The organism is Moorena sp. SIO3E8, assembly GCF_010692445.1.
In the GTDB taxonomy this organism is placed as follows: domain Bacteria; phylum Cyanobacteriota; class Cyanobacteriia; order Cyanobacteriales; family Coleofasciculaceae; genus Moorena; species Moorena bouillonii.
This window is the reverse complement of record NZ_JAAHHM010000003.1, coordinates 81056-106284: the sequence shown is the minus strand read 5'-3', so window position 1 is coordinate 106284 and position 25229 is coordinate 81056. Positions and strand designations below refer to the sequence as shown.

Sequence of the window (25229 nt, the reverse complement as noted above, 5' to 3'; positions counted from 1 at the left end):
TGCTGACTGCTGACTGCTAACAACCTAGCTAGTTAACAATAGTTTTAAAAACATCTTCTCCATTGTAGCTCGCTACCAGCTGCATTTTTAAAGGACCAGCTGTGTAGGCAGTTTCTTGGGCAATAGCCTTGACATTAAGGGGTTGGCCATACTTCTCCAGCTGCTCAATAAAGTTGATTAGGGTGGTCAGCCGACCATCTCCAACTTGAATATCACCCAAAATCCCAGCGCGACGGGCACGGAACTCAGAGGCTGCCAATAACTGATCGAGGCGCTTGCGGATTTGTTCATTGGTCATAGTTGAGGGATTAGTGGAGATGGTAGCAAGGATATCACCCCCCTTAAAGACAACCTCATTGAGGGCTGCATCTGCAAATACTTGTATTGGTTTTTCCCCCTCAACGTAGTTACCTGCTGAAAGAATTCGCACCACGTAGTCTCTACCATCTTGAATCTGCTGGACTAACTGATCCACTTGTGCTTGAGTAATTTGCACCAGTGGCTCTTGGGAATTACTGCTACTAGCACGGGTAATGTCTACGGCTGTCTTATTGGCTTGGCTCAACAGTTGATCAACGGCTTGATTTACCGCTGTTGGATCGACAATTCGTACTACTCCGGAAGTGAGTACCTGACCACGAATTAAAGCAACATTTCCCTGACGCAGTACTCGATAATTCTGATAGTACTGTTCTAGAATTTCTAGTTCCCGCTTTAAAAAAGCCAGTTGTTTTTCTTGTGATTGAAGTTGTTTATTACGTTCAGCAAGTTGACGCTCCTTTTGTTTAAGTTGTTGTTCAAGTTCTTTAAGTTCTTGTTCGAGTTTTTTTAGGAACGTTTCACGCTGAGCAATGACTTGATCCCGTTCGGCAATTTTCCGGTCAAATTGTTTTATAGCTTGGTCTTTGTCAGCCAGCTCCTGATCCCGCTGTTGGATCGTTTGGTCTTGTTTGAGGATAGCTTGGTCTCGCTCCTGGATAGCTTGGTCTCGCTCCAGCATTTCCTGATCCCGTTTTTTCACCAATTCTTTTAATTGAGTGATTTGGCTCTGGAGTTGGGTAATTTGTTCATTGAGTTGATTCCGCTGTTGGATTAGCAGCTGACGTTCCCCTAGGAGTGACTTAATTTCAGTACGCAGCACCCCAAGCTGAGCAGAGACATCTTTCAGTTGATTTTGAGCCTGTTGGAAATTTCGATTGGTTTCATCCAAACGCTTCTGAACCTCTATTTGCTCTGCTCTGGCGTCCTCTAACTGCTGCTCTACTCGATTTTTCTCATCCTCTAATTGGCTGACCTCCCGGCGAGCACTTCTAAGTTTTTTGAGGATATTATCAAGTTCAAAAATGCCATCCCGTAGAGACTCGCTGGTGGCAAACAAAATCCCCAAGGTCGAGGCGGAAATTAAGCCACCGGTGATAATTGTTACTACCGTGGCAGTAGTACGGGGACGTAGATTAAATAAACTCAACCGTGCTTTTCCTACTCGTGTACCCATGCGATCGCCTAAGGTAGCGAGTAACCCCCCCAACACCAAAATTGAGGCAATCAGGATATAAGCGCTGGTCATCTAAAGCCTCACGGGAGAGTGGAAACTACTATTATTTATGTGGTCATTTATATGGTTGATAAAACGCGAGGAGGCGATTTTAACGGCTGTCAAAGTACTACAATAATAGTTATACAAAAAAAACTTTAAGGTTGGCTGGGACTCCCAGTGGTGGGAAATTCCACTCAAAAGACAATCAATCGAAATTATTGATTGGCTACAGGCACGTAGTCTAGTTTTAGCCCCTGCCAGCAAAGGCTTTAAGGCTAGTGAATCAAACCACATACTTACAAACCACATACTTACAAACCACATACTTACAAACCACATACTTAAAGGTAACCTCAACCCCCACCACCATGAGAGAGTAGCGGTAATTGGCACTGCCTGATGGACTGCAAGCCTTTTGGTGTTACGGAAGGTTAGGTTGATGTGGTTGTTTCGAGCAATGGCTAACATTTGTTAGTTAACTCCTCCGAAGAATCTGCGCCTATGGAAGAGGGCAGAGTTTCAATACTGCATTGTTGTCTATCCAGATACAGCCTATCTCATAGCTGTACATAATTATGTTTGTTTATGGTAAACGGAAACGATTTATCGACTTCCAGCACCAGCAGTAGGGCGTGGGGATTAACCCATAGACTAACAAATTATTCCTAGTTTGTACAAAGCGTGCTCCAAACAATAGACCTGGTAGTTTTGATTTATCAAACTAACCTTGAAATCCCTAAAATCTTTATATAATTTGTAGCAAAGATTTTTGTTTAAAATTTTTGTTTAAAGAATTTTTCCTTGGGCTGTAACGCTTATATGCTACACTCTAAAAGTCTTTGCATCAATGAAGTATACCACGCCTCACACCCTACCCGAGATAACCACACGATACCGGATACAGACCGATGATTACTCCAGATGAATGCCATACAGACGGGTAGGTGTCCCATCTGGGCATCTAAATTCCATTTGATTTTACTATAGGCTATCCACTCTCCCCTGACTCTCCAACCGATGCGTTCACCTAGCCTAACGCAGTCTCCTCCGGCCTCTTGATAAATGGACTGCTGAACACTAAGCCCAAAGTGTCCTTGGCTGTATCTTACCCAAAGCTGGTCAATGGTCAGCAGGTCAGCACAGGGAAATGTTTTGAGAGACTCTACATCTAGCCATTTTTCAGCTTCTCGACCTGCTGCTTCCAATAGTACCCTGGCTGTCTCTAGGTCGGCTTCTTTCCACTTGCCTGCTGCTAGTACATCTCGCAGTTTAGTGTAGTCTAATCCTTTTTCAGAATGCAGTTTGAGTTCAGGTTCATAGTGATGTCGTGTCATAGGTTTGCGCCATGATGATGGGAGTTGATCAGCAAAGATATAGTAAAGATCTAGTTTTGGCTTTTCTGTCAGGTGTGGGGTACACCCATCAACCATAGCATTGCCCCAAGAGTCAACTACCAGACACTGACGGCAAAGTCATACAGCAATAATCCATAAATTCTAGGTATTAGGCATTTGGTATTAGGTATGAGGGACAACAGGGGTACTTGACAACTTTCGTGCTAACCGAGAGGATCGCCAAGTTACAACAGAACCCTGAACCCTAGAGCCTAAACCCTAAATTATATTCGCGAAGCGTGACCGCAGGTCAAACAGGTATCTAAGAGAGAAAATATGTAACAAAATGCGTTGGTGTAGCGTGACCAAAGGTCAATCGCGTAGCGGCGACCTAGGAGCATCGCTTAGCGTGGCCTACGGCCAATCGCATCTTTACAGATGTTCCTTGTCGTGCTTCAATGTATAGCCTGTGGTTAAGGAGTTTAACAGGAAACCCGCCAGAAAAGGCTTAGGGGTAAGACCCCTCATTCAAATTCACTACCAGTATCCGAAAATTACTGGTAGTCTAATTTAATGAACATCAGACCTGCTCCCGTTTAGTTGCTCCATTTCTGTTGACGGTTGACACACAATAATCAACTGTAAAGTGTCAACATAAGGTGTCAACACAAGGTGTCAACATAAGGTGTCAACATAAGGTGTCAACAAAACCAAGTTTCACCGAATCGTGCAGGTAAAATGTGGCTCAAAGGGTTTTTAATGCAAATTCTTACGTTGGAGTGGCAACAAAAACACGAAAAACATCACTAAGGGTGATTAAACATGCACAAAGCTATCAAGACCAAACTAAAACTGAATAATCAGCAAAAAACTTTGATGGCTAAACACGCTGGCTATTCTCGGTGGGTTTATAACTGGGGACTGGCTTTATGGCAGCAAGCTTACTCAGAAGGTCTAAAACCATCAGCAAGTAAGCTGAGGAAGCTTTTTACCAACCATGTCAAACCCCAGTACCCTTGGATGAATGAACTATCCTCTAAAGTCTATCAATATGCTTTTATTGCCCTAGGCGTTGCCTATAAACGTTTCTTCAAGGGGCTAGGAGGATATCCAAAATTCAAAAAGAAAGGGAGAAATGACAGTTTTACGATTGACAACTCTGGTAAGTCGATTAATTTATCAGGCATAAGACATAAGTTACCCAAGTTAGGTTGGGTGAGAACTTATGAGCCATTACCAGAGATAACGACCAAGAAAATAACTATTTCTAGGCAAGCTGACGGTTGGTATGTGAGTTGTCATTATGAACACGAACCATTAGCGACCCCCAAATTAAAAGATGTGGTAGGGGTAGATTTAGGAATCAAGGAATTAGCTGTACTCAGTACTGGCATTGTGTTCCCAGGTTCTAAGCCCTATGGTCAAGCCCAGAAGCAACTAGTCAGATGCCAGCGTGACCTATCGAGAAAAATTAAAGGTTCAAACAATTGGTACAAGGCAGTCAATCGACTAGGTAAGAAACATCAAAAAGTAGCTAATATCCGCAAAAATACATTAAACCAACTCACTACTTATTTAGCTAAGAACCACGGCACGGTAGTGATTGAAGACTTAAATGTATCTGGAATGATGGCTAATCATAGGCTAGCTGCCTCTATGGCTGACCAAGGGTTTTACGAGTTCAAGAGACAGCTTGAATACAAATGTCAATGGTATGGCTCACAGTTAGTCATGGTTGACAGATTTTACCCATCATCTCAACTGTGTTCAAGCTGTGGGCATCGTCAAAAGATGCCACTGAAAATCAGGACTTATAACTGTCCTGAGTGCGGGTTAAGTCTCGACAGAGATTTAAACGCAGCAATTAATTTGAGAAACGCCGTAGGCTCTACGGTGTCTGCCTGTGGACGGAGTGCTGCCGACAGTTCCGGAAGAAGCAGGAAGTAAACAGCTTTAACGAGCTAAGCGCGAGTTTTGTATAAGTTTTATGGAGCAGCAAACCTAAAATTATGGCACCTGTATGGCCCCTACAGACGGTCGTGTTTCAAATTCTCTTCCTGCTGGTGGTAATTGCGGTGGAAGGGGTAGTCTTACAACGAGGGCTAAAACTCAACCGCAAAACCAGCATGCAGCAAGCAGCATCGATTAATCTACTTTCCACCATTGTAGGTTGGTGGTGTTTTTTTGCCCTTCACGACCAACTCCCTGCGGCATTTCAAGGCCAGATGATTAGTTATATCTTTTTCGATCACTTTTCAGAGGATAAGCCAGACAATTTTTATGCTCTTATCGCTATCAGTGTGATCGCAATTTTCTTTATTTCCTTTATTATTAAGCTGGCAGGGCTGAGGTTACTCAAAATCTTTTTAGAACTAGCTGAAGATCAGGCAACTGGTTCCAAATCGGCTTCTGATGAGGAAAAATCATTATCCTTTAGGCGCTCTGGTCAGAGAGGATCGGGTGGGGAAAATCGAGCTATGGTCGTCCTCATTGCTAATTCCTGTAGCTATAGCGCTATCTTACTGCTTTTGTTTCTGCGTTTCCTTTATGTCAACCCCATTAGTGGATAACTAGCGTCGTGAAATTTTTCACATCCTTCTTCGAATTTGTCATTGGCTTAGCAGTGGTAGACTGGGTGGTAAAGGTACTGAAACCTCCCAAGGCATTTTCCTGGCAGGCTATAATGTGGCTAACTGTGTTTTCCTATGTAATGGCAGGGTTAGCCACTGGATTTGTACAACGGCTGATAGCAAGCTGTGGTGGTATTTTCTTTATTTTATTTGTCTACTGGGTAACAGCAGCGGCGGCTAAGCTAAGAATTGCCAAGAAGAGCTTGCCCCTAGGTGCCTGGATTACTGGCGCATTAACTAGTATTTATCTATTCGGAATCAGTTGGAACGTTGGAGAATACCAGCTCAGAATTGATGGTATCAGTACCTATTTATTAGGCATCGACTCAGGGGAATTATCATCCTTGACGTTCATTAGTTGGCCATTGATATCAGCAATAATTGCGGCTTTACCCTATATTTTAGCAGTAGAATTTAAGGTAAAAAAACCGTCCCCAGCAGAACGTCAATATCTAGTTATATTATTCGGTAGCCAACTCCTGATTAGCTGCTGGATACAGTTTTATTTCGTGATTCAAAATTGGCTAGTGCAATATCCTAGCTTACTGAGTGATGATTTTATCCATAGTTCCTTTGTGTGGAAATTGCCCTCTGCCCAAGTCACTGTCCTATCTAGAGGTGTATCGATCTTAGAGGGGATGGAAGTTCAATTGAAAGAAGAGTTGAATGAAAAATCTTGGTCAGAGGTTGAGAAATCCCTGCTTAAAGTAAATCACAAAAAATTGCTGAAGGGGATTGAATATCAAGCTAAGCAAAACTCACCGGTTGCTGAAGATCCTCTATGGAAAGTGACCTATAAATTTTCATCCAGGGAGTCTGGGTCTGACTATAACTTAGACTTGCAGGCCAATTGGAACGGCCCCCGTTCAAATCCTGACACCAAACCTGACTCTTATTCCTTCACCAAGTCTTGTCGCATTAAGCAGGTGGATGGGCGATCCGGGTTAGGTTCTCAACCAATTGGTAATGTGGAATGCCAACCCTCTAGGACAGGGGAAATGGAGGTGTTTGCTGACCAAGGAAAACGGTAAAAAGTCAAATAAAAAAGGCTTGCTTGCATCTAGTAAAATAGCAAATAGCAAGTAGAAAAGAACAAATAACAAATAACAAATAGCAAATAATAAATACCAATTATCAAATACCAAATGACCAATGACCAATGAGGAACAATAAATTCCCATTCGTGCTATCAGGAAACTGGGGAAGTTTAGCAGGAGGATACTATCAGCCCTCCCGTAATATCAAAGTAGCTGAATCGGGAGGAGCTTACCAATTACCGCTACCCTTTGACACTCACTCACCAAAGGGATGTCCTAGGATACCAGCGGATATTCAGTTGCGGCAGTATCAGCGGCAAGCGGTGGCCAATTGGTTTGCTCATCGGGGACGAGGAACCCTGAAAATGGCAACGGGTAGTGGTAAAACGATTACTGCTTTAGCGATCGCAACGGAACTGTATCAAAAAATCGGCTTACAGGTGTTGCTGGTGGTTTGCCCTTACCGTCACTTGGTTACTCAATGGGCAAGAGAATGCGAACACTTTAATCTAGAACCGATATTAGCCTTCGAGAGTGTCTACAGCTGGCAAAGTAAACTGTCTGCCCAGCTATATAACCTCCAGGTTGGGAAACAATCCTTTATTACCATAATCACTACCAATTCTACCCTGATCAAGGAGGGTTTCCAGTCTCAGCTGAAGTATTTTCCTGAAAAAACCCTGATAGTGGGAGATGAAGCCCATAATTTTGGGACTACCCGCATCGAAAAGAGTTTACCCCGTAACATTGGACTGCGCCTTGGTCTGTCAGCTACACCGGAACGGCATTTTGATGAAGCTGGCACAGAAGCGTTGTTTGACTATTTTGGTTCAGTATTACAACCAGAACTGACCTTAGCCGATGCGATTCGCCAAGGAGCGCTAGTGCGTTACCTCTACTATCCGGTGTTCGTGGAATTAACAGAGGCGGAAAATATTGCCTATGCTAAATTAACTCAACGGATTGGTTGGGCATTAGGGGAAGCAGACGATATAGAAAATGACACTACTTTAACATCGTTATTGATGCAACGAGCTCGGTTAGTTGGGGCGGCGGCAAACAAGTTAAGGGCGTTGCAGCGGTTAATGGCTAAGCGTCTCAACACCTACCATACCTTGTTTTATTGTGGGGATGGTTCGGTAGATGGGCAAGTGAGTAATGAAAGCAAGCGTCAGTTAGCAGCAGTAACCCAGTTACTAGGTTCTCAACTGGGGTATCGGGTCAACACGTACACTGCTCAGACATCGTTGGCAGAACGGGAGGAATTACGTCGTCAATTTGAGCGGGGGGAGTTGCAGGGGTTAGTAGCAATTCGATGTTTGGATGAAGGGGTGGATATTCCATCCATTGAAACTGCGGTAATTCTGGCAAGTAGTAGCAATCCCCGCCAATTTATTCAGCGGCGGGGGCGAGTGTTGCGACCGCACCCAGGTAAGGAACGGGCAACGTTATTTGACATGATTGTTTTGCCCCCAGATTTGGGACGGGAAACTTGGGAAGTGGAACGGAGTTTGTTGAAAAAGGAATTGAAGCGATTTTTGGAGTTTGCTGAGTTGGCCGATAATGCTGGGGAGGCCAGGGTAAAATTGCTGGAAATTCAGCAGCGCTATGGAGTGTCAGAGTGCTAATTGCCAATCGCATTCTTGGCAATTAGCACTCCGGGTTTGGTAAGGCACGGTTTTTTATTGCCTACCACTATTTTTTGTCAAAAAAAACGGTGGCACTGCCACCGATTACGACAATCAATACGACAATAAGCAGGTGCACAAAATTAATTACACATTTTCCAAAACTCAAAACCTTACGATGTAAGGGTTACAGAGATTGGTAGTAGGAAATTAATTTTGTTTAGGTGCTTAAAAATGTTACTCTTCTTCCAGTTCAAAATCTTCCTTACCGACTCCACAAACCGGACATACCCAGTCATCTGGAATATCTTCAAAAGGTGTTCCCGGTGCAATGCCACTATCTGGATCCCCTACCTCTGGGTCATAGACATAGCCGCAAGTGGTACAGACATATTTCTTCATGGATATTGTCCTAAATTAGTGTTCTTCTCTCATCAGTCTGATCATATCGTGTCCCGTTGTTTCGGTAGTGTTATTTGTTATTGTTTTTTTATAAATTAATTCCATGATTGCCATGGAACTGAGTAGCCAAGTAGTTCTTCTAATGCTGTAATTTCCTGTTTATAATACTTACTAAGAGCATTTTTGAGAGTTGGTGAAATCGACACCTTTTCCTGAGGCTGCACATTAAGGCGTAAATAGACCGGATCCAGGGACCGTCGAATTTTCCTCAAAACTTTGTGGATAGGTTTGTCTTGGGTATATTGACGCATAGACTTTAGAAACTGCTCATAATTCCGGTGAAACCACCAATTTTTTACTGCCTTACTGGAATTATAGACTTTAAAAAGATAATCCCCATAGAAGGTTGGATCAATTCCTGCAAATCCACATATTTTTTCAAGCACATATTTGGGATTTTGGGATAACTCTTCATAAAAAGCAACATAAATTCGATCGGCTCCGAATAACTCAAAGTAAGGCTCTAAGTAGACAGAATAACGCCCTTGCTCAAGGGAACGCATATAGGTATAGGTATTTTCGTGTTCAAAATTATCATTAATTAATTGCTGGTTAACATAGTTATCAAAGCTGATATCTTGAGGAAGATACTCTTTTTGTTTAGCAAACTTATACCAAGAAATTAAGCGAGAAACCGGTTCCCGTAGGATAAAAATAAGTTTCACATTTGGTATAGATTCTTTGATTTTAAGGGGTGTCCCTGATGAGTAAAGATAGTCTGGTGTTGCCTCCATGCGAATTTTTTCGACATGGTAACACTGAGCAGAACAGAAAATATCATCATATTTTTCTAGACCATCTTCATATCGATAGTTAGAAGCTTCTGGATAATCTTGATCCAAAAAGAAGCGAATTTCTTTGAGGTTAGATGTACAAACTTCAGGATGATCAGCTAGATAATAAAATAATGATGTTGTTGCCGCTTTTGTTGTGCCTCCAATAATTAAGTAAGAGTGCTGTTTCACCCTTGAACTATTCATAGAGTTTATTACTCCTCATTAACTAGGATGGTTTTTGAGCACCGAAACACCCTTTTGATGGAGTAGATAGATGATGAGTATCACATAGATAATAGCCATAACAGGCCAACTCATAGCAATACCAATCAATCCCCAAACTTGCCAAAATAACCAACTCAGAGCAACCCCTACAAATGCCATGGTCACCATACTCCAGACAACCAAACCATAAGCTCTCTGAGCATACAAACCAGCTTCAAGCACGGGGATTAGAGAAATAAATGCCAACGACAGCCCTAACCAAAAGAAGACTTGAGAGGTCTGATCAATAGAGGCAGCTTCAAAAGAACCATGTCCGTATAGCAAACGAATGATTTCCCCATGGGATACCACAATGAAAAGTACTGCAGGTAAGCTTACTAATAGGGTTTTGATCAGGTTTTTGCGCAAAGCCGATCCCAACCGGGATTTATGCCCAGCTAGGTCATGCTCTGTCATGGCAGGCAAACTGGTTGTAGCAATACTGACACCAATAATCGTTTGAGCAGCGGAGACGATCCGAATTGCAAAGTAGAATGTGGAGACCCCGCCAACTGCTACTAAGGAAGGCAGCATCTGGCTCTTGACTAGATTAGATGCGAGCTTAATAACAAAACCGATAGTGGGTAAAGAACCTGCTTGCCACAGACGCAGGAGGTCATCTTTGCCAGCCCAGGCCAACCATTGATGCTGGTGTCCCGCTTTAAAAGCATCTAGAAATACCAGCACAAAGAATCCACCAAATCCCAAGGTATAAGCGTACGCTATCCACAGAGCAATACTAGACTGATGCCATGCCAACCCAATGGCAGCCACTACGAAACCTGGTGCGATCGCATTCCGCAGAGCTACCGCACTAAAGCGCCTTTGGCTGTTGAGGATCACGCTAAAGACCGCAATCCCAGGAGCAAACAAAACCATTGGCGCACAGACCCGAAATAAAAACGTTGCTTGTGCTCTACCCTCTGGGGAAAATCCTGGGGCTAACCCAGTTATAATCAATGGCGCTAGAATTTCCAACAGAACAGTTAGACTAACACCGAGTACTAAAGCTAAGTTTACAATGCCACTGACCAAACGATGATATTCCCTGAGACTCAGAGCATCTCGGCGCTCCATGAACATTGGAACCAAGCTTTGTCTGGTTCCCTCCCGGCTCACGGTATCAATTAGTCGTGGTAAGCTCAGGGCAACAATCAAGGCATCTGTGGTTTGACTAGTCCCCAGTTTCGCCGCCATCAAAATGTCTGCAACCCACGCCAGTAGCATACCTAAGAAGGTCAGAGACATCACTCGCAGCGTGGGAGATTTCCAGCCTTTGATTATACGGTTGGATAGGTTCATTGCTATTACTTACTGCATAGACCTGATTAAGGTAGCAGACTTGGAGTTTTTCCCAATTGGATTGTCCGTGCTAGCAGTTTCCAACAATTAGACCAAATTGTTGGTAGATCCAAATTGTTGGTGCTTTTGAATTTACTAGTTTAAGACTCAGGTTGAAGTACTGGAGTGGAATCTTTAGGAGCGTCTGTCTTAGAACTTGGTTTTTCCCAGGCCAGGATAACCAGCCCAGTTGTCATTAAAAGGCAAAGCGCCACAGCCCCCAGCATCACCGTTTTTTTGGTATTACCAACAGGTTCTTTCGGTAAGTTCGGCTCTACTAACAATTGCAGGGTTGGATAAGCAGTAGCATGATCCGATTTATTCAAGTTTAATTGAGCCGACTTCGCCGTAAATATAGCTTCAGAGATTTGCACCTCTCGCTCAAGCTCAGTCAGGGTTAACTGCTTCTCAATCAACGTCTGAAGTCTAGACTCTAGCTGAGCAATTTGTTCTGCCAAGGTGTTAACTTGACCGGTTAGTCCCTGTTGTTGAGCTCTCTGGTTAATTAACACTTGTGCCAGATTTGCTCGACCTGTCTGGGCATCTAAGCCTAAATTGAGATTATCCAAACGTTGAAGATCCATCCGCTTGCCCAATAGCTGTTGGCTACGAGCAAGTAATGCCTCAAGCGCCGCTTGCTTCTTAGCTTTGAGATTAATCACCTGAGGGCTATTTGGTGTCCATTGAGTATTGAGTATCGTTAGGTTAGCGCTGATATCGCTATAGTTTTGCCAAAGCTTTTTAAAGACTTCATCATCCTGAAGCATCAGAGCATCGGCTGCTTGGTCAGTTGACAACCTTAGGTTAGCTTCTAGCTGCCTTAATCCAGAGGTAGCCGCTTGCTGCTGAGCCAATAAATTAGCACGCTCCACTCGCAAGCTCTCTACTTCTTCTGAAAGGTTCTTGATTTGTTCAGAAATTTTGAGCGGTGAATTCTTTTTGAATTGAGAAAGCTTTGTTTGGGCTTTTTTTAAGTTACTATTAGCAGAGTCTAACGCTAACAACGTCTTGTTATCCTGACGAGCTGATTCTTCTGCTCTTAAGTAATCAATCCGTTTAACTAACGCTTCATAAAAAGCCCGAGTATTTCGCTGAGCTTCCAGTTTGCTTTTGCCATCCGCTTCAAATTCTATGATAGTGGTACCTCTATCCAAAGAAACCCTTGGCTTGGCAAACTCTTCAAAATCTTTGACTGAGGTATTAACAGCAGCAGCAGCTTCAGTTAATACGACGTCACTCATGGCGATATACTGGTAGTTTTCTCGTGGATCTACCTTTAAAAGATATCCGTAAGGAGACTTCTCACCTGGATTGGAGGAAGCTTGACCGACTCCAGGGAGTTGAACAGATCCTTGAGAACCCACACCAGGTATAATTGCTGCTGCCTTACTGGTGTAAGTTCGAGGGATTTGCTGGAGCACAAAAAAAGCTAAACCCAAAATAGCAGCATTACTCAAAATCCCCAAACTTATGTAGGAAAACCATTTCAACCCATTGGGTCGAGAACGTTGGCGTGCTTTTGGTAAGGCTCGAATCGGAATTGAAGATTCTGTCATCGTCTGTGATCAGAATAGATGCAGTCCACAAATTTACATTCAGACTAAATTATGAATATTTTGTGATTGTAGTTCAGATCCCGTGCTTTTAAACAATTTTGACCAGTGGGATAAATCCTCTAGCTGCTATTATTATAGAACTAGATGACAGAATTAGATGACGCCCACAATAGTTTTTTTTGACCATTGAAATCACACCCCCATAATACTACAGATGCAGATGGGGTTAGCCAAGACCAACTAACAACGGCCTAGCCTAATGGATCTTAAAATTCACTTGATCAATCAGTTCTGATCCATGTTCAACCTACCCTACAAGGGAAGCCAAGGGTTAACAACCTTCAACCTTCAACCTTCAACCTTCAACCTTCAACCTTCAACCTTCAACCTTCAACCTTCAACCTTCAACCTTCAACCTTCAACCTTCAACCTTCAACCTTCAACCTTCAACCTTCAACCTTCAACCTCCAACCTTCAACCCCCAACCTCTAACTTTAAACCTTCAACTTCCCAACTCCCGAGAACGCTGATAAGACCCCAAAACCGCCTCAATCAAAGCCGAGCGAAAACCAGCCTTCTCCAACTTAGCGATCGCAGCAATCGTCGTTCCCCCAGGACTAGTAACCCTATCCTTCAATTGAGCTGGATGGATTTGAGTTTCTTGTAACAGCTGGGCTGTCCCCAATACTGTAGACTTGGCCAACTGCAATGCGATCGCTCTGGGTAATCCAGCTGCCACGCCCCCATCTGCTAGGGCTTCGATCAAAATCGCCACATAAGCTGGGCCTGACCCAGATAAACCGGTCACCGCATCCATCAGGTGTTCCGGAATCTCTACTACTTCACCAACAGCCCTAAAAATTGTCTTTGCTTGCTCCATTTGATCAGGCGAAACCCATTTTCCAGCAGCTAGTGCTGTGATTCCCGCCCCAACTGTTGCAGGAGTATTAGGCATTGCCCGGATCACTGGCTGGGATGGAAAAGCATTTTCCAGCCGTTCCAGAGGCACTCCAGCTAGAATTGAAATCACCATTGGCAACGTTCCTAAGCTGTGACCGTTGTCACCTCTACCCATGGCCAGTTCTGCCGCTACCGCTTCAAATACCTGAGGTTTAATTGCCAGTAACAAAACCTCTGATGCTGCCGCTGCCGCTTGGTTATTGGCAGTGACCCTTATCCCGTATTGTTGCGCCAAACCATCACGGCGCTGCTCCAGCAGCTCACTCACCAAGACCTCATCAGGCTGGTAAAGTTGTTGGGCAAGTAGGCGGGATAGGAGGGCTTCTCCCATGACACCGCCACCAATTATGCCAAGTTTTATAGGCAACCCAACACCTCTCTTTTCAACTATTAATGTTATTCACGCGCGCACTAGACACTTGTCTTGTCCTGACTCTTACTGAGCCATCTGATCTGGCTCAGAACCCCAGGCTGGTGACGGAGCTGTCTGACGGGGAGGAGGAGCCTGGGGAGTAGGTATCTCATGAATCACACCAGACTGAGTACTTACCTGAACACAGCTTGGTGTAAACAAGAAAATACTTTCACCAATACGCTCTTGGTGACCATCAATAGCGTAAGTCCCACCAGCCACAAAGTCAACTGCTCGTTGTGCTTGGTCTGGATCCATGATGGTCAGGTTTAAAACCACCGACTTCCGTTCCCGCAGTGCCTGAATCACTTGGGGCATTTCTTCAAAGGAACGAGGTTCAATCACTGCCACCTCTGAAATGCCATTGACTGCTCCAGGCATGCCAATCACATTATTGATCGGAGATGGCCCTACCCCTGCTTCTGATACCGTTGTCCGCTCCCGAGAACGTCGTCTGGTCGGACGTTCCTCCTCTGGTGGCGGTTGAACCGGTTGCTCTTGTGGGTAGGGAGTTGGGTAGGCATCCCCCTCAATGTCTTCATATTCGTATTCGTATTCCACTGGCTCATTCAGACCGACGAAATCGCGCAGTTTATTAAAAATACCGCTCATAGTCAACTCTCCATCACAACTTTAGTGTAAGCTTCTGCAAAGCCGATAATCGACCTTCTCTAGGGCAGCAGTCTTTAGTAGATGCTTAGACTAGAACTTAAACAGTCTAACTTACCCTTGAGCTTACTTAATAATTTTCACCCTTGAGAACACCACAAGGTTATCAATATAAAAGATATATCTGCCTTCTGATCGGGGTGTAGTTCTCGAAAAAAGCAACTTTCAGAAGGCTATGCCATTATATATAAGAGGGCAATATTGATGATGGATGTGGTTGGGTATATACTACCCCATTACTTCCTCATCCGATAATCTCATTTCACCAGACGCTCACAATGGTCGTTGGGACCTACTTTTGGCGGTAAGACCAACCCATTCAACAACCTTCGATTTGGTTGTGGGTACTTCAAATTTAGCTTCCAGCAAAAGAAGCCCCAGGTCGTAACCACTTTTGGAGGCAATCCCGCAGATGGCGCAGCATCAGCCCCTCCCCTAGCTTCTAGGGACCTAGTTTTAGTAACTGCTTTCAGCGGTAAATTGGGTGGGATTTGTTGGCGAATCTTGGTAATGGGTTCTGTAATTAAACCAATCATGGGAAGGTTTCCTTATGGAACTTATTGGAAGGTTTGCTGATAGATAACTCTAAGCTGCTCATAATCAGCCGATGAACCACTGCGCCTAAGTAAGCGCAGGCGATTTTCTACCAACAGCCGAGCCTCAGAACGACTGATTGGCTCAAAGGCAATGCCATTGGTAGTACTTTTCACCAAAAAGAAAAGTCTCTGGGCATAGATCGTAGTGAACAACTCTTGTTGTGGTTCAACAATGCAAACTCGAAACAGTAGACCAAAATTGGGGTGATTGAGGTAGTTTTCAGAACTCATCAAAATCCATATTAGGCGGGACTTGAGCACCGAACGATCTTAGGTTAGGTCAAATAAGTCATTGCTATGGCTTACTTTCCCTTAGTAAGGTTAGTGGTATTATGCCAGGGGTTTGGTTGGTTAGTGAATTCAGGTAAGACTAGGAGTCAGCAAGACCCTAACAATTCCTAAAGACCAAAACCGAAGTTATAGAGATAATAGCTTGAGCGCGTGGATTTGAGTTTGCTAGGTAGAAAATTAGGGCTAGTGGTGATTTTGTTTCTGACGGCATTAGACTTCTAAGATAATGGCCATCTGATATAACTTACCAAGTCTACCCAAATCTGCTATAACAAAATCTCTCCTACCTTGGTTGAACTCCTCAATACCGATACCAACCGATTTGAGATAGACTGAGGATTGAGAAGACGCTCATAGGGAAAGAGGATGGGGAAGGAAAAAATACACTAATCGTTTTGGCTATAGTTTTAGCTGTGAATTCGTGAAACTTTAATAAAGATTCCTCAAAACTCTACATGTTTCAAAAATTATAGGTCAATAATGGTTATACAAACTAATGATTACCCTAATAATTAGCCAACTAAACTATCCGGATTAACGAGTCTAATGACTGAAAAATTGAATGAACAAGAGACAAAAACTATCAGTGTAGAGGTGCATCCAGATAATAACTGATTAGGCGTTTTCAGGATGTTATCGATTAAGGGTAAGCATTTTGGTAATAGCCTAATCTCGACCCTGCAATGTTTGTAGGGTCATTATTATGAATTGATAGTGATTTTACAATTCCCGAATGTTAGTTTGTCTCAATTGCTGGGCATCAAGCGTGAGTAAGTCCTGGTAAATTGGTCACTCAACTTGGATAGTAGGCTGACACACTGGGCCGTTAGTCTTTGAAATTCAATCGATAAATCTTTGAGGAGTAAAGTAGAAACATCATGTTTGACTGCATAATCGTTGGTGCGGGACCGGCTGGTGGAACGGCTGCTTATCACCTGGCTAAAGCTGGAAAGTCTGTGGTGGTTCTAGAAAAAGAATCCTTACCCCGGTACAAGGCTTGTAGTGGTGCGGTTTCCCCACAAGTGCAACAGTGGTTTGATTTCGACTTTACACCTGCGATATCTCTGAAAGCTGAGAGTGTACGCTACACCTGGAAAATGGATGATCCAGTAGAGGTGAAACTGGACACTCAAGAACCAGTTTGGATGGTGCAACGGGATGTTTTCGATCACTATCTCATCCAACAAGCCCAAAAACAAGGTGCTGAAATTCGAGATAATACAGCAGTTACAGGGGTAGAGTTTAAGGGAGACCACTGGCAGGTCAACACTGTCAATGGCACTGTTGAAGGTCGCTACGTGATTGCAGCTGACGGTGCTACTGGACCGATGGCAAAATGGTTGGGATTCAAAGAACGTAAATCACGTTTGGCATTAGCCCTAGAGGTGGCCAAATCGGACACCAATAGTAAGGAGATCCATTTTGACTTTGGTCAGGTCAAAAATGGCTTTATCTGGAGTATTCCTAAACCCGAAGGCTACTCCATTGGTCTTGGCTCCTTACGGGGTGGTGACCTCAAAGACATGGAAAAGATAGTCAAAGGTTATGCGGAGAAATCCGGCTTAGACTTAAGTAGCTGTAAACAGCACGAAGGTGCCATCTGTGTCTGGGAAGGTCAGGAAAAGCTCCATACACAAAATGCTGTATTAGCTGGGGAAGCTGCCTGTGTGGTCGATCCCATGACTGCTGAGGGAATTCGACCCTCCATGTTCAGTGGCATGAAAGCAGCTGAGGCCATTCAACAAGCTTTGGCAGGTCAAGCTGATGCCTTAGAAAACTATACCCAGGTGATGCAGGAAGAACGGGGAACTGATATGAGTTGGGCTGCTAAGCTCGCTGGAGCTTTCTACCGCTTTCCTGGAATTGCCTACAAAGTCGGCGTTAAAAAACCCGTTGCTACTCAAATCATGCTCAACATTCTCTGTGGGGAATTACGCTACTCCGATGTGGTCAATCGTGCCATGAAGCGCTTGAACCCATTAAGCGGTGGATAATAGTGATCAGATCATTGATTTGATTACGTGTTTTATCACCTAAATAGATCAGCTAAATAGTTAGGGTTGTTGAGGGTTGACAGTCAAGGGTCAACCCTCAATCGTTAACATATAACAGAATTAATGTCGGGTAAAAATGACCATACTTGACCCCACCACAGGACTACGGGCAACTAACGTTCCCTCTAGGTCAGTAATTTCCAACTTGCTAAAGTCTAATTCTTGAGACTGGCTCAGCATCCTTTGAGCTAAGGTATTCTGCTGACCATCGTTGAGTTGGTACCATTCATCACTGACCTTGACCAAGAGCATACTTCTGAGAAAGTTGGCCTCAATTGCTTGAATCAGGTCATTACCGTACTGAGCCGTAATACCCGCAATTTGATTTTGAATTGCGACAATCAGGCTTTGTTCCGGAGTTAACTCTGGTGTGGGTATGGGTTCCGATTCCACAAGTTGTGATTCCTGAGGAACTTCCAAATTTTGTGGAGAATTAATGGTATCAGCAGGAACTTGTGCCACCTCTGCTGGTGTCTTTGGTAGAAGCGCTAGTGTTGTCCACAGAATTACTACTACCACGCTTGCGATCGCACCAGTCAACATCCAATCAGACAGTTTTTCATTCCAAGCTGCCGGTAGCAAGGAGCGGACTTTTGTCAAGGTCCCATCCCACAACCGGCCAAGACTACTAAGAATCGGCAGCAACCGATTCATTAATTCAGACTTAGGCTCAGAAGACGATAACTTTTCCTTGCCAGTTGTCTGAGGTGATTGACTTGTTGTTTCCAAGCTGTCTTCGGATTTATCTGTCACTGATGGTGTCGGCGGCGTTTGAATTGGTTCATCCTTTGCCGCTTCTGGCTGCTGTTTTTGCTCTTCTGACATTGTAATTCCTCCCAGGCAGCGCCATTTGTTGATTCAATGGATTGACACTCCTCCCTACTCACTATATGTCGGTTTCGCGTTGCTCAAGCAAGTTGATGTCAGGGGTAAGGCTAACCCCGTATCTATAGCACCTCACCCCTCACAGTCCCCAATTTTTCGGTCAAAATGTTCCCATAATGTTAATGGGAAATTGAAGAGGTATTATACCCAATCAATTTCCCAGTATTAAAGCTCCGTCTTCAAGGTAGGAGGGCTGAGATATTTGCGATTCGGTTATACCGCAGCAAAGTAAACTTTTGATTTAACAGGGTCAGGGTTCATAGTTTTGTCACCTGGTTGCCACCCTGCTGGGCAAACTTCATCGGGATGAGCTTGAACGTATTGAATCGCTTTCAAGGTACGCAGGGTTTCGTCAACGCTACGACCAAAGGAGAGGTTATTGATAGTAGCGTGCTGGATTATGCCCTCCTTGTCGATGATGAATAAACCACGCAAGGCAATACCGGCTTCCGGGTCAAGAACGTTGTAAACTGTGCTGATTTCTTTTTTGATATCAGAAACCAGAGGATAAGCTAGATCGCCTACACCACCATTCTTGCGGTCAGTCTGAATCCAAGCTAGGTGAGAGAATTCACTGTCAACAGAGACGCCAAGGACTTCGGTGCCTAGTTCTTTGAATTCTTCAAAGCGATCGCTAAATGCAGTAATTTCGGTAGGACAAACAAAAGTGAAGTCTAGGGGATAGAAAAACACAACGACGTATTTACCACGATAGTCAGACAGTTTAATTGTCTTGAACTCTTGCTCGAATACAGCAGTGGCCGTGAAGTCGGGAGCCAGTTGGCCTACCCGGAGACATCCTTCTGTTGTAGTCATGTAGTTATGCTCCTTAAAGTGTGTAGGGTGTCAGTTGGCTACAGATTGCTGATCAAGTGGTGGTCACCTCAAACCATGCTACTCATACTATTTCTCAAAGTGCTGGCTAAATACATACATCTTGAGAGGGAGTTCATGGATAAGAAAATGATCTACCCAATATCCGATTTTCATGGCCAGACCATGATCTGTAACCAACCACACAAATGGTATCAAATCTAATTGATTATTTACGAACCTTTACAAATATATCATAGTCATAACGATTTTGATTAGTAGGATTTCCTTCAGGTGCGACCCGTGGCGAATTGAATTCTTAATGGTAAGAGCGCACCTAAGTATCCAGTATTAGGAAATACTTGATGGAGCTTTATCCTTGATCCTTCCCAATTACTCTTTTACATTTTATTCTTCATGCTTTATAATTGATCCTAAATCCTTGATCCTTCAAGAATACTCAATTCCAACAGGGTTACCTCCCAAACCAATCGCGGCTGAGCATAACTGAGCAGGTATTGCCGAGCTTGCTCTAGCTTTTTAATCATGTCTGGTTGAGTGTGTGATTGCCAGTAGCAGTGTTGTAAATACTTCACTAACCAAAGCTGAGTGTGGGTATCCAGCTTGTTGTCGATTTCCTTTGCCAGTGCTAATGCTTGACGGGATGTGTGGGGTAACTGGGTAAGTTGGGTGAGTAACTTTGGGGGCATAGCTTGGAGTTGTTCAAAAGCAGCGATCGCTTCCCCCGGACTTCCCTGGGCAATGGCGAGTACTGATGGTTCCTGTAAAATCTGTTGATGACCGGTTTGCCGCAGCACTGTTGTCATAGTTTCGGGCCCCAGCCGATAAAATGGAATCCGCTGGCAGCGAGACACTAGGGTCGGCAACAAAGCCTCAGTGCTAGGTGCGATCACAATCAACGTAGCATTTCCCGGTTCTTCGAGAGTCTTCAGCAAACCATTGGCTGCTGGCTCTGCCATAGTTTCTGCCTGCTCTAGTACCACCACCTGGCGCGATGCTTCTAGAGGAGAATTACTCAGAAACCGAGCAATTTCCCGAATTTGTTCCAACCGAATTTGGGGGGGTGCCTGACGCTGAATTCCTTTTTGGACAGCCTCTGTAGCAGAAACAAGTATACCATTGTGGAGATAGGTTGGCTCTACCCACAATACATCCGGGTGATTGCCCTGAATCAGTCGTTTTTTAATTGATACTTGCCCATCAGCTGGGATACCTTGACAAAACAACTGTTCAATAAAAGCCCGTGCTACCAGATTCCGCCCCACCCCAGATGGACCGGCAAACAGGTAGGCAGGGGCAATGCGGTTGGTTGTAATTGCTCCGTGCAATAATGCGATCGCTTGGTCTTGCCCTAGGATAAAATCGAATGCTCCTGGAACCATGATTTAAACCGTTCACGCAAAATCTTCTGAATGGAATTATGGACTTCCTCCTCACTGTAGCTAGCATCTACCCGAACAATCCGATGGGGATTTTGTTGATACAACTGCTGAAATCCCTGCTGCACTCGTCGGTGAAATGCTAAGTCAGCTTGCTCCATGCGGTCAACGGTTCCCCGTTGTCGCGCCCGTTCCAGACCAATTTCGACATCAATATCCAGCCACAGGGTGAGGTCACTTTCTAGTCCAGCGGTAGCAATTTGATTAAGCTCCTCGATCAATTTCAAGTCAATACCTCGCCCATAACCCTGGTAGGCAATTGTCGAATCCGTGTAGCGATCGCATAAAATAATTGCTCCGTTGACTAACTGTGGCTTAATCAACTCTTCAACATGTTCAGCCCGATCAGCAGCATAGAGTAAAAGTTCAGCCCGAGGGTGAATGGGTGAGGAATCTTTATCCAGTAGCAGTTGGCGAACCTTAGCGCCTAATAATGTTCCCCCCGGTTCTCTAGTGACTACAACAACGGGCATGGTTTGATTTCCCAAACAAACATTACCTAGACAGTCTTGTAAGCCACCAGCTCGAAGCCAATGTGAGCATCGCTGCAGTTGGGTAGTTTTACCACCCCCTTCCACTCCCTCGAAAACAATTAGCTTACCGCTCAAGCCCACCTCCTCTACTACTCATGCCTAAACATGTTGATAGCCTACAGCTTTTTATTGGCTTTTTATTGATAGTGCAAGGTTTGATAGTGCAAGGTCACATTTGCAACTATAGCTTTAAGGAAGCCACCCCACTCGCGCTCTGCATCAAGACAAAGCTCCTCCATCCGGCGGTTCTGTCTTAACACACAGACCCAAAACCACTTGCTTTTTCCCTCAAGACAGGGAATTAGCCTCAAATAATACTCTACCTCATAAGTTCGAGAAACGCTATATCCTGTCCGATGCTTTTGGTAGTGTTCATAGTTGTATATAAAATTTGTCTGTAAAAAAAAATTTAGCTTTTTTTCCTTTATAGTAATTCACCAACTATTCACTTAATAGTGTTAGCGCTTTTTACATCCAGTAGTTTTTAAAAATTTATGTAAAAATCCTGATTGTTGATTTTATATTTGTATTAACTAACAAGTTGATAAACTATAAACTACCATTGTATTTTTTTATTAAAAAATACAATAATTACTTTTGATAAAAATATAGTTTTATCCTAGGTTAGGGTATTTAATCAATGCCATCTACCTATTATCTATAGGTAATAAAGGGTAACGATTCCAATAATTATACTTAGTTAGTGAACACACGATGCTTAATTATAGAGTTTATCATAGCTATGAGGTACAGAGATTTTTTTTTCCTTATTACCGATTCTCTGCTCCCTGCTCCCTGCTCCCTGTTTCCTGTTACCTGTTCCCTAAAACCCATAAATTTATACCTCACTCGTGAAGATAATTGCTATATGTAGCATTTGCAAATAGATGATAAAACCAAATACTAGACCTCTTGCAAAAGTAGTTTTCTGATAGTGTTTGCGTCAATTCTTGTCCACTGTTCCCAGATCCGCTGTTCCCTGTTCCCGACAACTGCCGCGAAGTCTACTGATTTATCAGCACACCAAAAAATCCTCGGATCGTCTTGATGGAGCGCGGTCTTGGGGAGGCAGTGCGGTCTTGCTCATAAGGGTAGGTTTTTTACTTTGACCTCAGGTGTGGGGTGACCGGGTGTGGGGTGACCGGGTGTGGGGGATAAGAAAATATACCATTATTGTCGTTAAAAATCATCATTGTCTTGATGGAACTGCCGTGGTTTCCCCCACTCGCGCTCTGGTACTTGACAATATTTCCCCCACTCGTGCTCTGGTACTTGACAATAAAAGTACGTACTCGCCCCTTTGTAAAAAACCTACCCCTGTGAGGTGCGGTCTTGGGGGTCTCCCCCATGAGCAACTGCCGTGGTTTCACCCAAGACCGCGTTCCATCGCTCTTTAATACTGATCGGAAGTTCCGAGATCCGAAATTCCCTTGTTCGATGACTCCTCTGTTTACATATAAACAAAAAGTGCTATTGCGGTTCTCATTTTAATTCAAGTAATGCAGAAACTAATTTTAACTATTTTCTATCAGTTTAATCCTTGGCATAGCAGCATTGGTGGGATTCAGACCGTGATCCGCTCCTTTATCAAATATGCTCCGAGTGAGTTCGAGGTGCGGTTGGTGGGAACAGGAGACCTGGCTTCACCTTCCGGTGTATGGCAAGAAGGGGAACTAGCCGGTCGAGCCATTCAATTTATGCCCTTGTTTCCTATGGAAGATGACAATGTTAGGCGCTTGATACCCACGACAGTGAAGTATACGACTGCCCTGTTCGGTCGTTGCTTGGCATCGGATTTCATGCATTTTCATCGCATCGAACCTAGCTTAGCAGCTCTCAATTGGTCTGGAGAGAAGACGCTGTTTGTACACAATGACATTGCCAAGCAGATGAATCCTGCAACGGCTAATAATGGCATTCTTTGGCAGCGTTTTTCTGCAAGCTATTTTGCCCTCGAACGCTTACTGGTGAAGCAATTTAGCCAAATTTTTTCCTGCAATACTGAATCAGCTAAGTTTTATCAACAGCGTTATCCAGCGATCGCAAATCGTGTTGCTTACCTGAAAAACACCGTTGATGAGGAGGTGTTCTATGCCCTAGACCAAAAGGAACGAGAACAAAGACGCAAAGCTCTAGCACAGGAGCATAATTTGCCTGAACAGACCCGTTTTCTCCTGTTCGCCGGTCGTCTGCATCCTCAAAAAGACCCGATGTTACTGATACGGGCAATGGCAGCTTTATATATTCCCAATGTTCACTTACTGATTGCTGGGGATGGGGAGTTAAAAGATGAACTCCGTGGTGAAATTTGCTTTCTTGGGTTGTCTAACCGAGTGACTATGCTCGGAGCAGTAGGTCAACAAAAACTAGCAAACTTATACCGTGTCTGTAGTGTCTTTGTTTTGAGTAGCGTTTACGAGGGACTGCCCTTGACTGTCCTTGAGGCTCTCGCCTGTGGGACACCTGTAGTGACTACGAATTGTGGTGAAACCCCCAAATTTCTCGGTGCTGACAGTGGGATTGTTTGCAAGGAGCGTACCAAAGTTGCGATCGCAGATGCTTTGGGCAAGGTTCTGCACCATCCAGAGCATTATCCAGCCTCCTCCTGTGTGCGCACGGCTCAACCCTATAGTGCTCGCACAGTTGTCACGAGTGTTTATGAGCAAATGCTACACCGTGCTCACCAACGGTCTCTGTAATCTCTGTCTAATCGGCTGCCTTTAATCAAGATAGAGCAGTCAAACTTACATACTCAGGATGTCATCACCACTTCATTCGTCTGCCGAAGAGTATTGTAAAAGAGGAAACTAGAAGTAATGAAAATTGCTGTAATTGGAGCCAAAGGAGTACCTGTTAAGCAAGGTGGCATTGAACGTTACTGCACAGAACTCTATCCCAGAATGGTTGCCCAAGGTCATTCGGTAGACCTATTTGCACGCTCGTCTTACACCAAGTCTACCGGTTTTTCATCCTCTGACTACAAAGGTGTTCGAGTAATCTCTCTACCCTCGATACGCTTGAGAGGAATAGATGCTTTTGCTAATGCTGCCCTGGCAGCGATTATCTCCAGTGGCAAACGCTACGATATCATTCATTTCCATGCCCTAGGTCCAGCTGTGTTCTCCTGGCTCTCCAGAATTGCCTCTTCTGCAAAGATTGTGGTTACCTGTCAGGGATTGGACTGGCAACGAGCCAAGTGGGGGGCATGGTCGAGTGGCTTAATTCGTTTGGGGGAAAGGAACGCGGTTTACTCTGCCCATGAGTTAGTCGTAGTCTCACAAGCACTCCAAAATTACTTTCTCAACACCTATAGCAAGAATACAATTAATATTCCCAATGCTCCAGGGAGTTACCCAGAGTCAGACCCCAAATTTCCCTATGGTAAATTCCTAGGTCTAAACTCGGGGCGTTACATTCTGTTCTTGGGCAGGCTTGTACCGGAAAAACGACCTGATCTACTGATCAAAGCTTTCCAACGGCTCAAATCTAACGGTTGGAAACTGGTGATTGCTGGTGGTGATAGTGACACTCATAACTACATCGCCAACCTACATGACTTGGCAGGCACAAATCAAGACGTGTTATTCGTTGGTGAACTCTATGGAAGTCGCTTAGCCGAGATTGTTCGGGGGGCAGGGTTGTTTGTTCTGCCTTCGGATTTAGAAGGATTACCGCTGGTGATGCTAGAGGCAATGCAAGAAGGGATTCCAGTGCTTGCTAGTGATATCCCTCCCCATCAGCAATTGATTGGTGAAGAACGAGGTCTACTGTTCCGAGCAGGAGACGTAGACTCTTGTGTCCAAGGTCTAGAGAGGGCGATCCGCCAACCTCAAGAGTTAGCGGAGATGGCAAAGAAAGCACAAGACCATGTAGCTACTTACTATAACTGGGACAAAATTACTGCTGATAACTTGAGACTCTATCAAAAACTCTGTGCGTCCTCTGATGCCAAATTCAGTGTCACACTCCCCTTTGTCAAGAACCAGTAAAA

Annotated in this window: 23 protein-coding genes; 8 read left to right on the top strand and 15 right to left on the bottom strand. The window is 44.2% G+C overall.

Translation table 11 applies throughout. From position 1 onward, the window contains the following. Positions 1-28: 28 nt before the first annotated feature. Both F6K46_RS01880 and F6K46_RS01875 read right to left on the bottom strand, forming a co-directional pair. A complete protein-coding gene (locus tag F6K46_RS01880) occupies positions 29-1567 on the bottom strand; it encodes a DUF3084 domain-containing protein (protein WP_293052714.1) in 1539 nt (512 codons plus the stop codon). 785 nt (positions 1568-2352) lie between these two features. Next, positions 2353-2871: a GUN4 domain-containing protein gene (locus F6K46_RS01875; RefSeq protein WP_070396733.1), complete on the bottom strand. Its 519-nt coding sequence runs from the start codon at positions 2869-2871 to the stop codon at positions 2353-2355. An 822-nt stretch (positions 2872-3693) separates the two neighbouring features. On the opposite strand from F6K46_RS01875, the gene F6K46_RS01870 reads away from it, so the two are divergent. The 4 genes from F6K46_RS01870 to F6K46_RS01855 all read left to right on the top strand — a co-directional run bounded on the left by F6K46_RS01870 (position 3694) and on the right by F6K46_RS01855 (position 8166). Continuing rightward, positions 3694-4818 (top strand): RNA-guided endonuclease TnpB family protein, encoded by a 1125-nt coding sequence (locus tag F6K46_RS01870; RefSeq protein WP_070393471.1) that lies wholly within the window; start codon positions 3694-3696, stop codon positions 4816-4818. Positions 4819-4880: 62 nt separating this feature from the next. Then, positions 4881-5441 carry a filament integrity protein FraC gene (gene fraC, locus F6K46_RS01865; protein WP_075900410.1) on the top strand — a complete coding sequence of 187 codons (561 nt, stop codon included), beginning with the start codon at positions 4881-4883 and terminating at the stop codon, positions 5439-5441. 8 nt (positions 5442-5449) lie between these two features. After that, a complete protein-coding gene (locus F6K46_RS01860; protein ID WP_293052707.1) occupies positions 5450-6532 on the top strand; it encodes a DUF5357 family protein in 1083 nt (360 codons plus the stop codon). Between the two features lie 128 nt (positions 6533-6660). Next, positions 6661-8166 carry a DNA phosphorothioation system restriction enzyme gene (locus F6K46_RS01855; protein ID WP_293052704.1) on the top strand — a complete coding sequence of 502 codons (1506 nt, stop codon included), beginning with the start codon at positions 6661-6663 and terminating at the stop codon, positions 8164-8166. A 237-nt stretch (positions 8167-8403) separates the two neighbouring features. On the opposite strand, the gene rd is transcribed toward F6K46_RS01855, so the two are convergent. The 8 genes from rd to pipX all read right to left on the bottom strand — a co-directional run bounded on the left by rd (position 8404) and on the right by pipX (position 15433). Next, positions 8404-8568, bottom strand: coding sequence for a rubredoxin (rd, locus tag F6K46_RS01850; RefSeq protein WP_293052701.1), 165 nt, complete (start codon positions 8566-8568; stop codon positions 8404-8406). Positions 8569-8663: 95 nt separating this feature from the next. Further along, positions 8664-9608, bottom strand: coding sequence for a sulfotransferase domain-containing protein (locus F6K46_RS01845; RefSeq protein ID WP_293052698.1), 945 nt, complete (start codon positions 9606-9608; stop codon positions 8664-8666). An 18-nt stretch (positions 9609-9626) separates the two neighbouring features. Then, on the bottom strand, positions 9627-10970 hold the full coding sequence (locus F6K46_RS01840; protein WP_293052695.1) for a lipid II flippase MurJ: 1344 nt from the start codon (positions 10968-10970) through the stop codon (positions 9627-9629). A 140-nt stretch (positions 10971-11110) separates the two neighbouring features. Continuing rightward, the gene (locus F6K46_RS01835) at positions 11111-12565 is read right to left on the bottom strand and encodes a hypothetical protein (protein ID WP_293052692.1); all 1455 of its coding nucleotides are present in this window, start codon (positions 12563-12565) and stop codon (positions 11111-11113) included. A gap of 502 nt (positions 12566-13067) precedes the next feature. Continuing rightward, complete coding sequence (proC, locus tag F6K46_RS01830) at positions 13068-13892, bottom strand: pyrroline-5-carboxylate reductase (RefSeq protein ID WP_293052688.1); 825 nt, start codon at positions 13890-13892, stop codon at positions 13068-13070. Positions 13893-13961: 69 nt separating this feature from the next. Then, positions 13962-14549 (bottom strand): cell division protein SepF, encoded by a 588-nt coding sequence (locus tag F6K46_RS01825; protein WP_070393463.1) that lies wholly within the window; start codon positions 14547-14549, stop codon positions 13962-13964. Positions 14550-14863: 314 nt separating this feature from the next. Next, positions 14864-15142: a hypothetical protein gene (locus tag F6K46_RS01820; RefSeq protein WP_293052681.1), complete on the bottom strand. Its 279-nt coding sequence runs from the start codon at positions 15140-15142 to the stop codon at positions 14864-14866. Between the two features lie 21 nt (positions 15143-15163). Next, complete coding sequence (pipX, locus tag F6K46_RS01815) at positions 15164-15433, bottom strand: transcriptional coactivator PipX (RefSeq protein ID WP_293052678.1); 270 nt, start codon at positions 15431-15433, stop codon at positions 15164-15166. A 938-nt stretch (positions 15434-16371) separates the two neighbouring features. Here pipX and F6K46_RS01810 point away from each other — a divergent pair. Next, complete coding sequence (locus F6K46_RS01810) at positions 16372-17487, top strand: geranylgeranyl reductase family protein (protein WP_075900391.1); 1116 nt, start codon at positions 16372-16374, stop codon at positions 17485-17487. Positions 17488-17607: 120 nt separating this feature from the next. Here the strand turns inward: F6K46_RS01810 and F6K46_RS01805 are convergent, their stop codons facing one another. The 4 genes from F6K46_RS01805 to tmk form a co-directional block, all read right to left on the bottom strand. After that, a complete protein-coding gene (locus F6K46_RS01805) occupies positions 17608-18372 on the bottom strand; it encodes a hypothetical protein (RefSeq protein WP_293052674.1) in 765 nt (254 codons plus the stop codon). A gap of 273 nt (positions 18373-18645) precedes the next feature. After that, a complete protein-coding gene (locus F6K46_RS01800; RefSeq protein WP_070393460.1) occupies positions 18646-19248 on the bottom strand; it encodes a peroxiredoxin in 603 nt (200 codons plus the stop codon). Positions 19249-19679: 431 nt separating this feature from the next. Continuing rightward, entirely contained in the window at positions 19680-20648 is a 969-nt protein-coding gene (holB, locus tag F6K46_RS01795) for a DNA polymerase III subunit delta' (protein ID WP_293052671.1), read from the bottom strand. Then, complete coding sequence (gene tmk / locus F6K46_RS01790) at positions 20618-21313, bottom strand: dTMP kinase (RefSeq protein WP_293052668.1); 696 nt, start codon at positions 21311-21313, stop codon at positions 20618-20620. The genes holB and tmk overlap by 31 nt, the downstream gene beginning before the upstream one ends. A 667-nt stretch (positions 21314-21980) precedes the next feature. On the opposite strand from tmk, the gene F6K46_RS01785 reads away from it, so the two are divergent. Continuing rightward, positions 21981-22112: a hypothetical protein gene (locus F6K46_RS01785; RefSeq protein WP_293052665.1), complete on the top strand. Its 132-nt coding sequence runs from the start codon at positions 21981-21983 to the stop codon at positions 22110-22112. Positions 22113-22549: 437 nt separating this feature from the next. Here the strand turns inward: F6K46_RS01785 and F6K46_RS01780 are convergent, their stop codons facing one another. Continuing rightward, complete coding sequence (locus F6K46_RS01780) at positions 22550-22702, bottom strand: hypothetical protein (protein ID WP_293052662.1); 153 nt, start codon at positions 22700-22702, stop codon at positions 22550-22552. 35 nt (positions 22703-22737) lie between these two features. On the opposite strand from F6K46_RS01780, the gene F6K46_RS01775 reads away from it, so the two are divergent. Together F6K46_RS01775 and F6K46_RS01770 are read left to right on the top strand one after the other, a co-directional pair. Continuing rightward, positions 22738-23937, top strand: a complete 1200-nt coding sequence (locus F6K46_RS01775) for a glycosyltransferase family 4 protein (RefSeq protein WP_293052659.1) — start codon at positions 22738-22740, stop codon at positions 23935-23937. Between the two features lie 117 nt (positions 23938-24054). Beyond that, positions 24055-25227 carry a glycosyltransferase family 4 protein gene (locus F6K46_RS01770; protein ID WP_293052656.1) on the top strand — a complete coding sequence of 391 codons (1173 nt, stop codon included), beginning with the start codon at positions 24055-24057 and terminating at the stop codon, positions 25225-25227. The last annotated feature ends 2 nt before the right edge of the window (positions 25228-25229 follow it).

Coding starts and splice junctions, on each gene's coding strand:
- F6K46_RS01775 (WP_293052659.1), top strand. CDS start 22,738: ATGCAGAAACTAATTTTAACTATTTTCTATCAGTTTAATCCTTGGCAT.
- F6K46_RS01845 (WP_293052698.1), bottom strand. CDS start 9,608: ATGAATAGTTCAAGGGTGAAACAGCACTCTTACTTAATTATTGGAGGC.
- F6K46_RS01825 (WP_070393463.1), bottom strand. CDS start 14,549: ATGAGCGGTATTTTTAATAAACTGCGCGATTTCGTCGGTCTGAATGAG.
- F6K46_RS01835 (WP_293052692.1), bottom strand. CDS start 12,565: ATGACAGAATCTTCAATTCCGATTCGAGCCTTACCAAAAGCACGCCAA.
- fraC (WP_075900410.1), top strand. CDS start 4,881: ATGGCACCTGTATGGCCCCTACAGACGGTCGTGTTTCAAATTCTCTTC.
- F6K46_RS01805 (WP_293052674.1), bottom strand. CDS start 18,372: ATGTCAGAAGAGCAAAAACAGCAGCCAGAAGCGGCAAAGGATGAACCA.
- F6K46_RS01820 (WP_293052681.1), bottom strand. CDS start 15,142: ATGATTGGTTTAATTACAGAACCCATTACCAAGATTCGCCAACAAATC.
- F6K46_RS01770 (WP_293052656.1), top strand. CDS start 24,055: ATGAAAATTGCTGTAATTGGAGCCAAAGGAGTACCTGTTAAGCAAGGT.
- F6K46_RS01870 (WP_070393471.1), top strand. CDS start 3,694: ATGCACAAAGCTATCAAGACCAAACTAAAACTGAATAATCAGCAAAAA.
- F6K46_RS01855 (WP_293052704.1), top strand. CDS start 6,661: ATGAGGAACAATAAATTCCCATTCGTGCTATCAGGAAACTGGGGAAGT.
- holB (WP_293052671.1), bottom strand. CDS start 20,648: ATGGTTCCAGGAGCATTCGATTTTATCCTAGGGCAAGACCAAGCGATC.
- F6K46_RS01875 (WP_070396733.1), bottom strand. CDS start 2,871: ATGACACGACATCACTATGAACCTGAACTCAAACTGCATTCTGAAAAA.
- pipX (WP_293052678.1), bottom strand. CDS start 15,433: ATGAGTTCTGAAAACTACCTCAATCACCCCAATTTTGGTCTACTGTTT.
- F6K46_RS01840 (WP_293052695.1), bottom strand. CDS start 10,970: ATGAACCTATCCAACCGTATAATCAAAGGCTGGAAATCTCCCACGCTG.
- F6K46_RS01810 (WP_075900391.1), top strand. CDS start 16,372: ATGTTTGACTGCATAATCGTTGGTGCGGGACCGGCTGGTGGAACGGCT.
- F6K46_RS01800 (WP_070393460.1), bottom strand. CDS start 19,248: ATGACTACAACAGAAGGATGTCTCCGGGTAGGCCAACTGGCTCCCGAC.
- rd (WP_293052701.1), bottom strand. CDS start 8,568: ATGAAGAAATATGTCTGTACCACTTGCGGCTATGTCTATGACCCAGAG.
- F6K46_RS01880 (WP_293052714.1), bottom strand. CDS start 1,567: ATGACCAGCGCTTATATCCTGATTGCCTCAATTTTGGTGTTGGGGGGG.
- F6K46_RS01785 (WP_293052665.1), top strand. CDS start 21,981: ATGAGGTACAGAGATTTTTTTTTCCTTATTACCGATTCTCTGCTCCCT.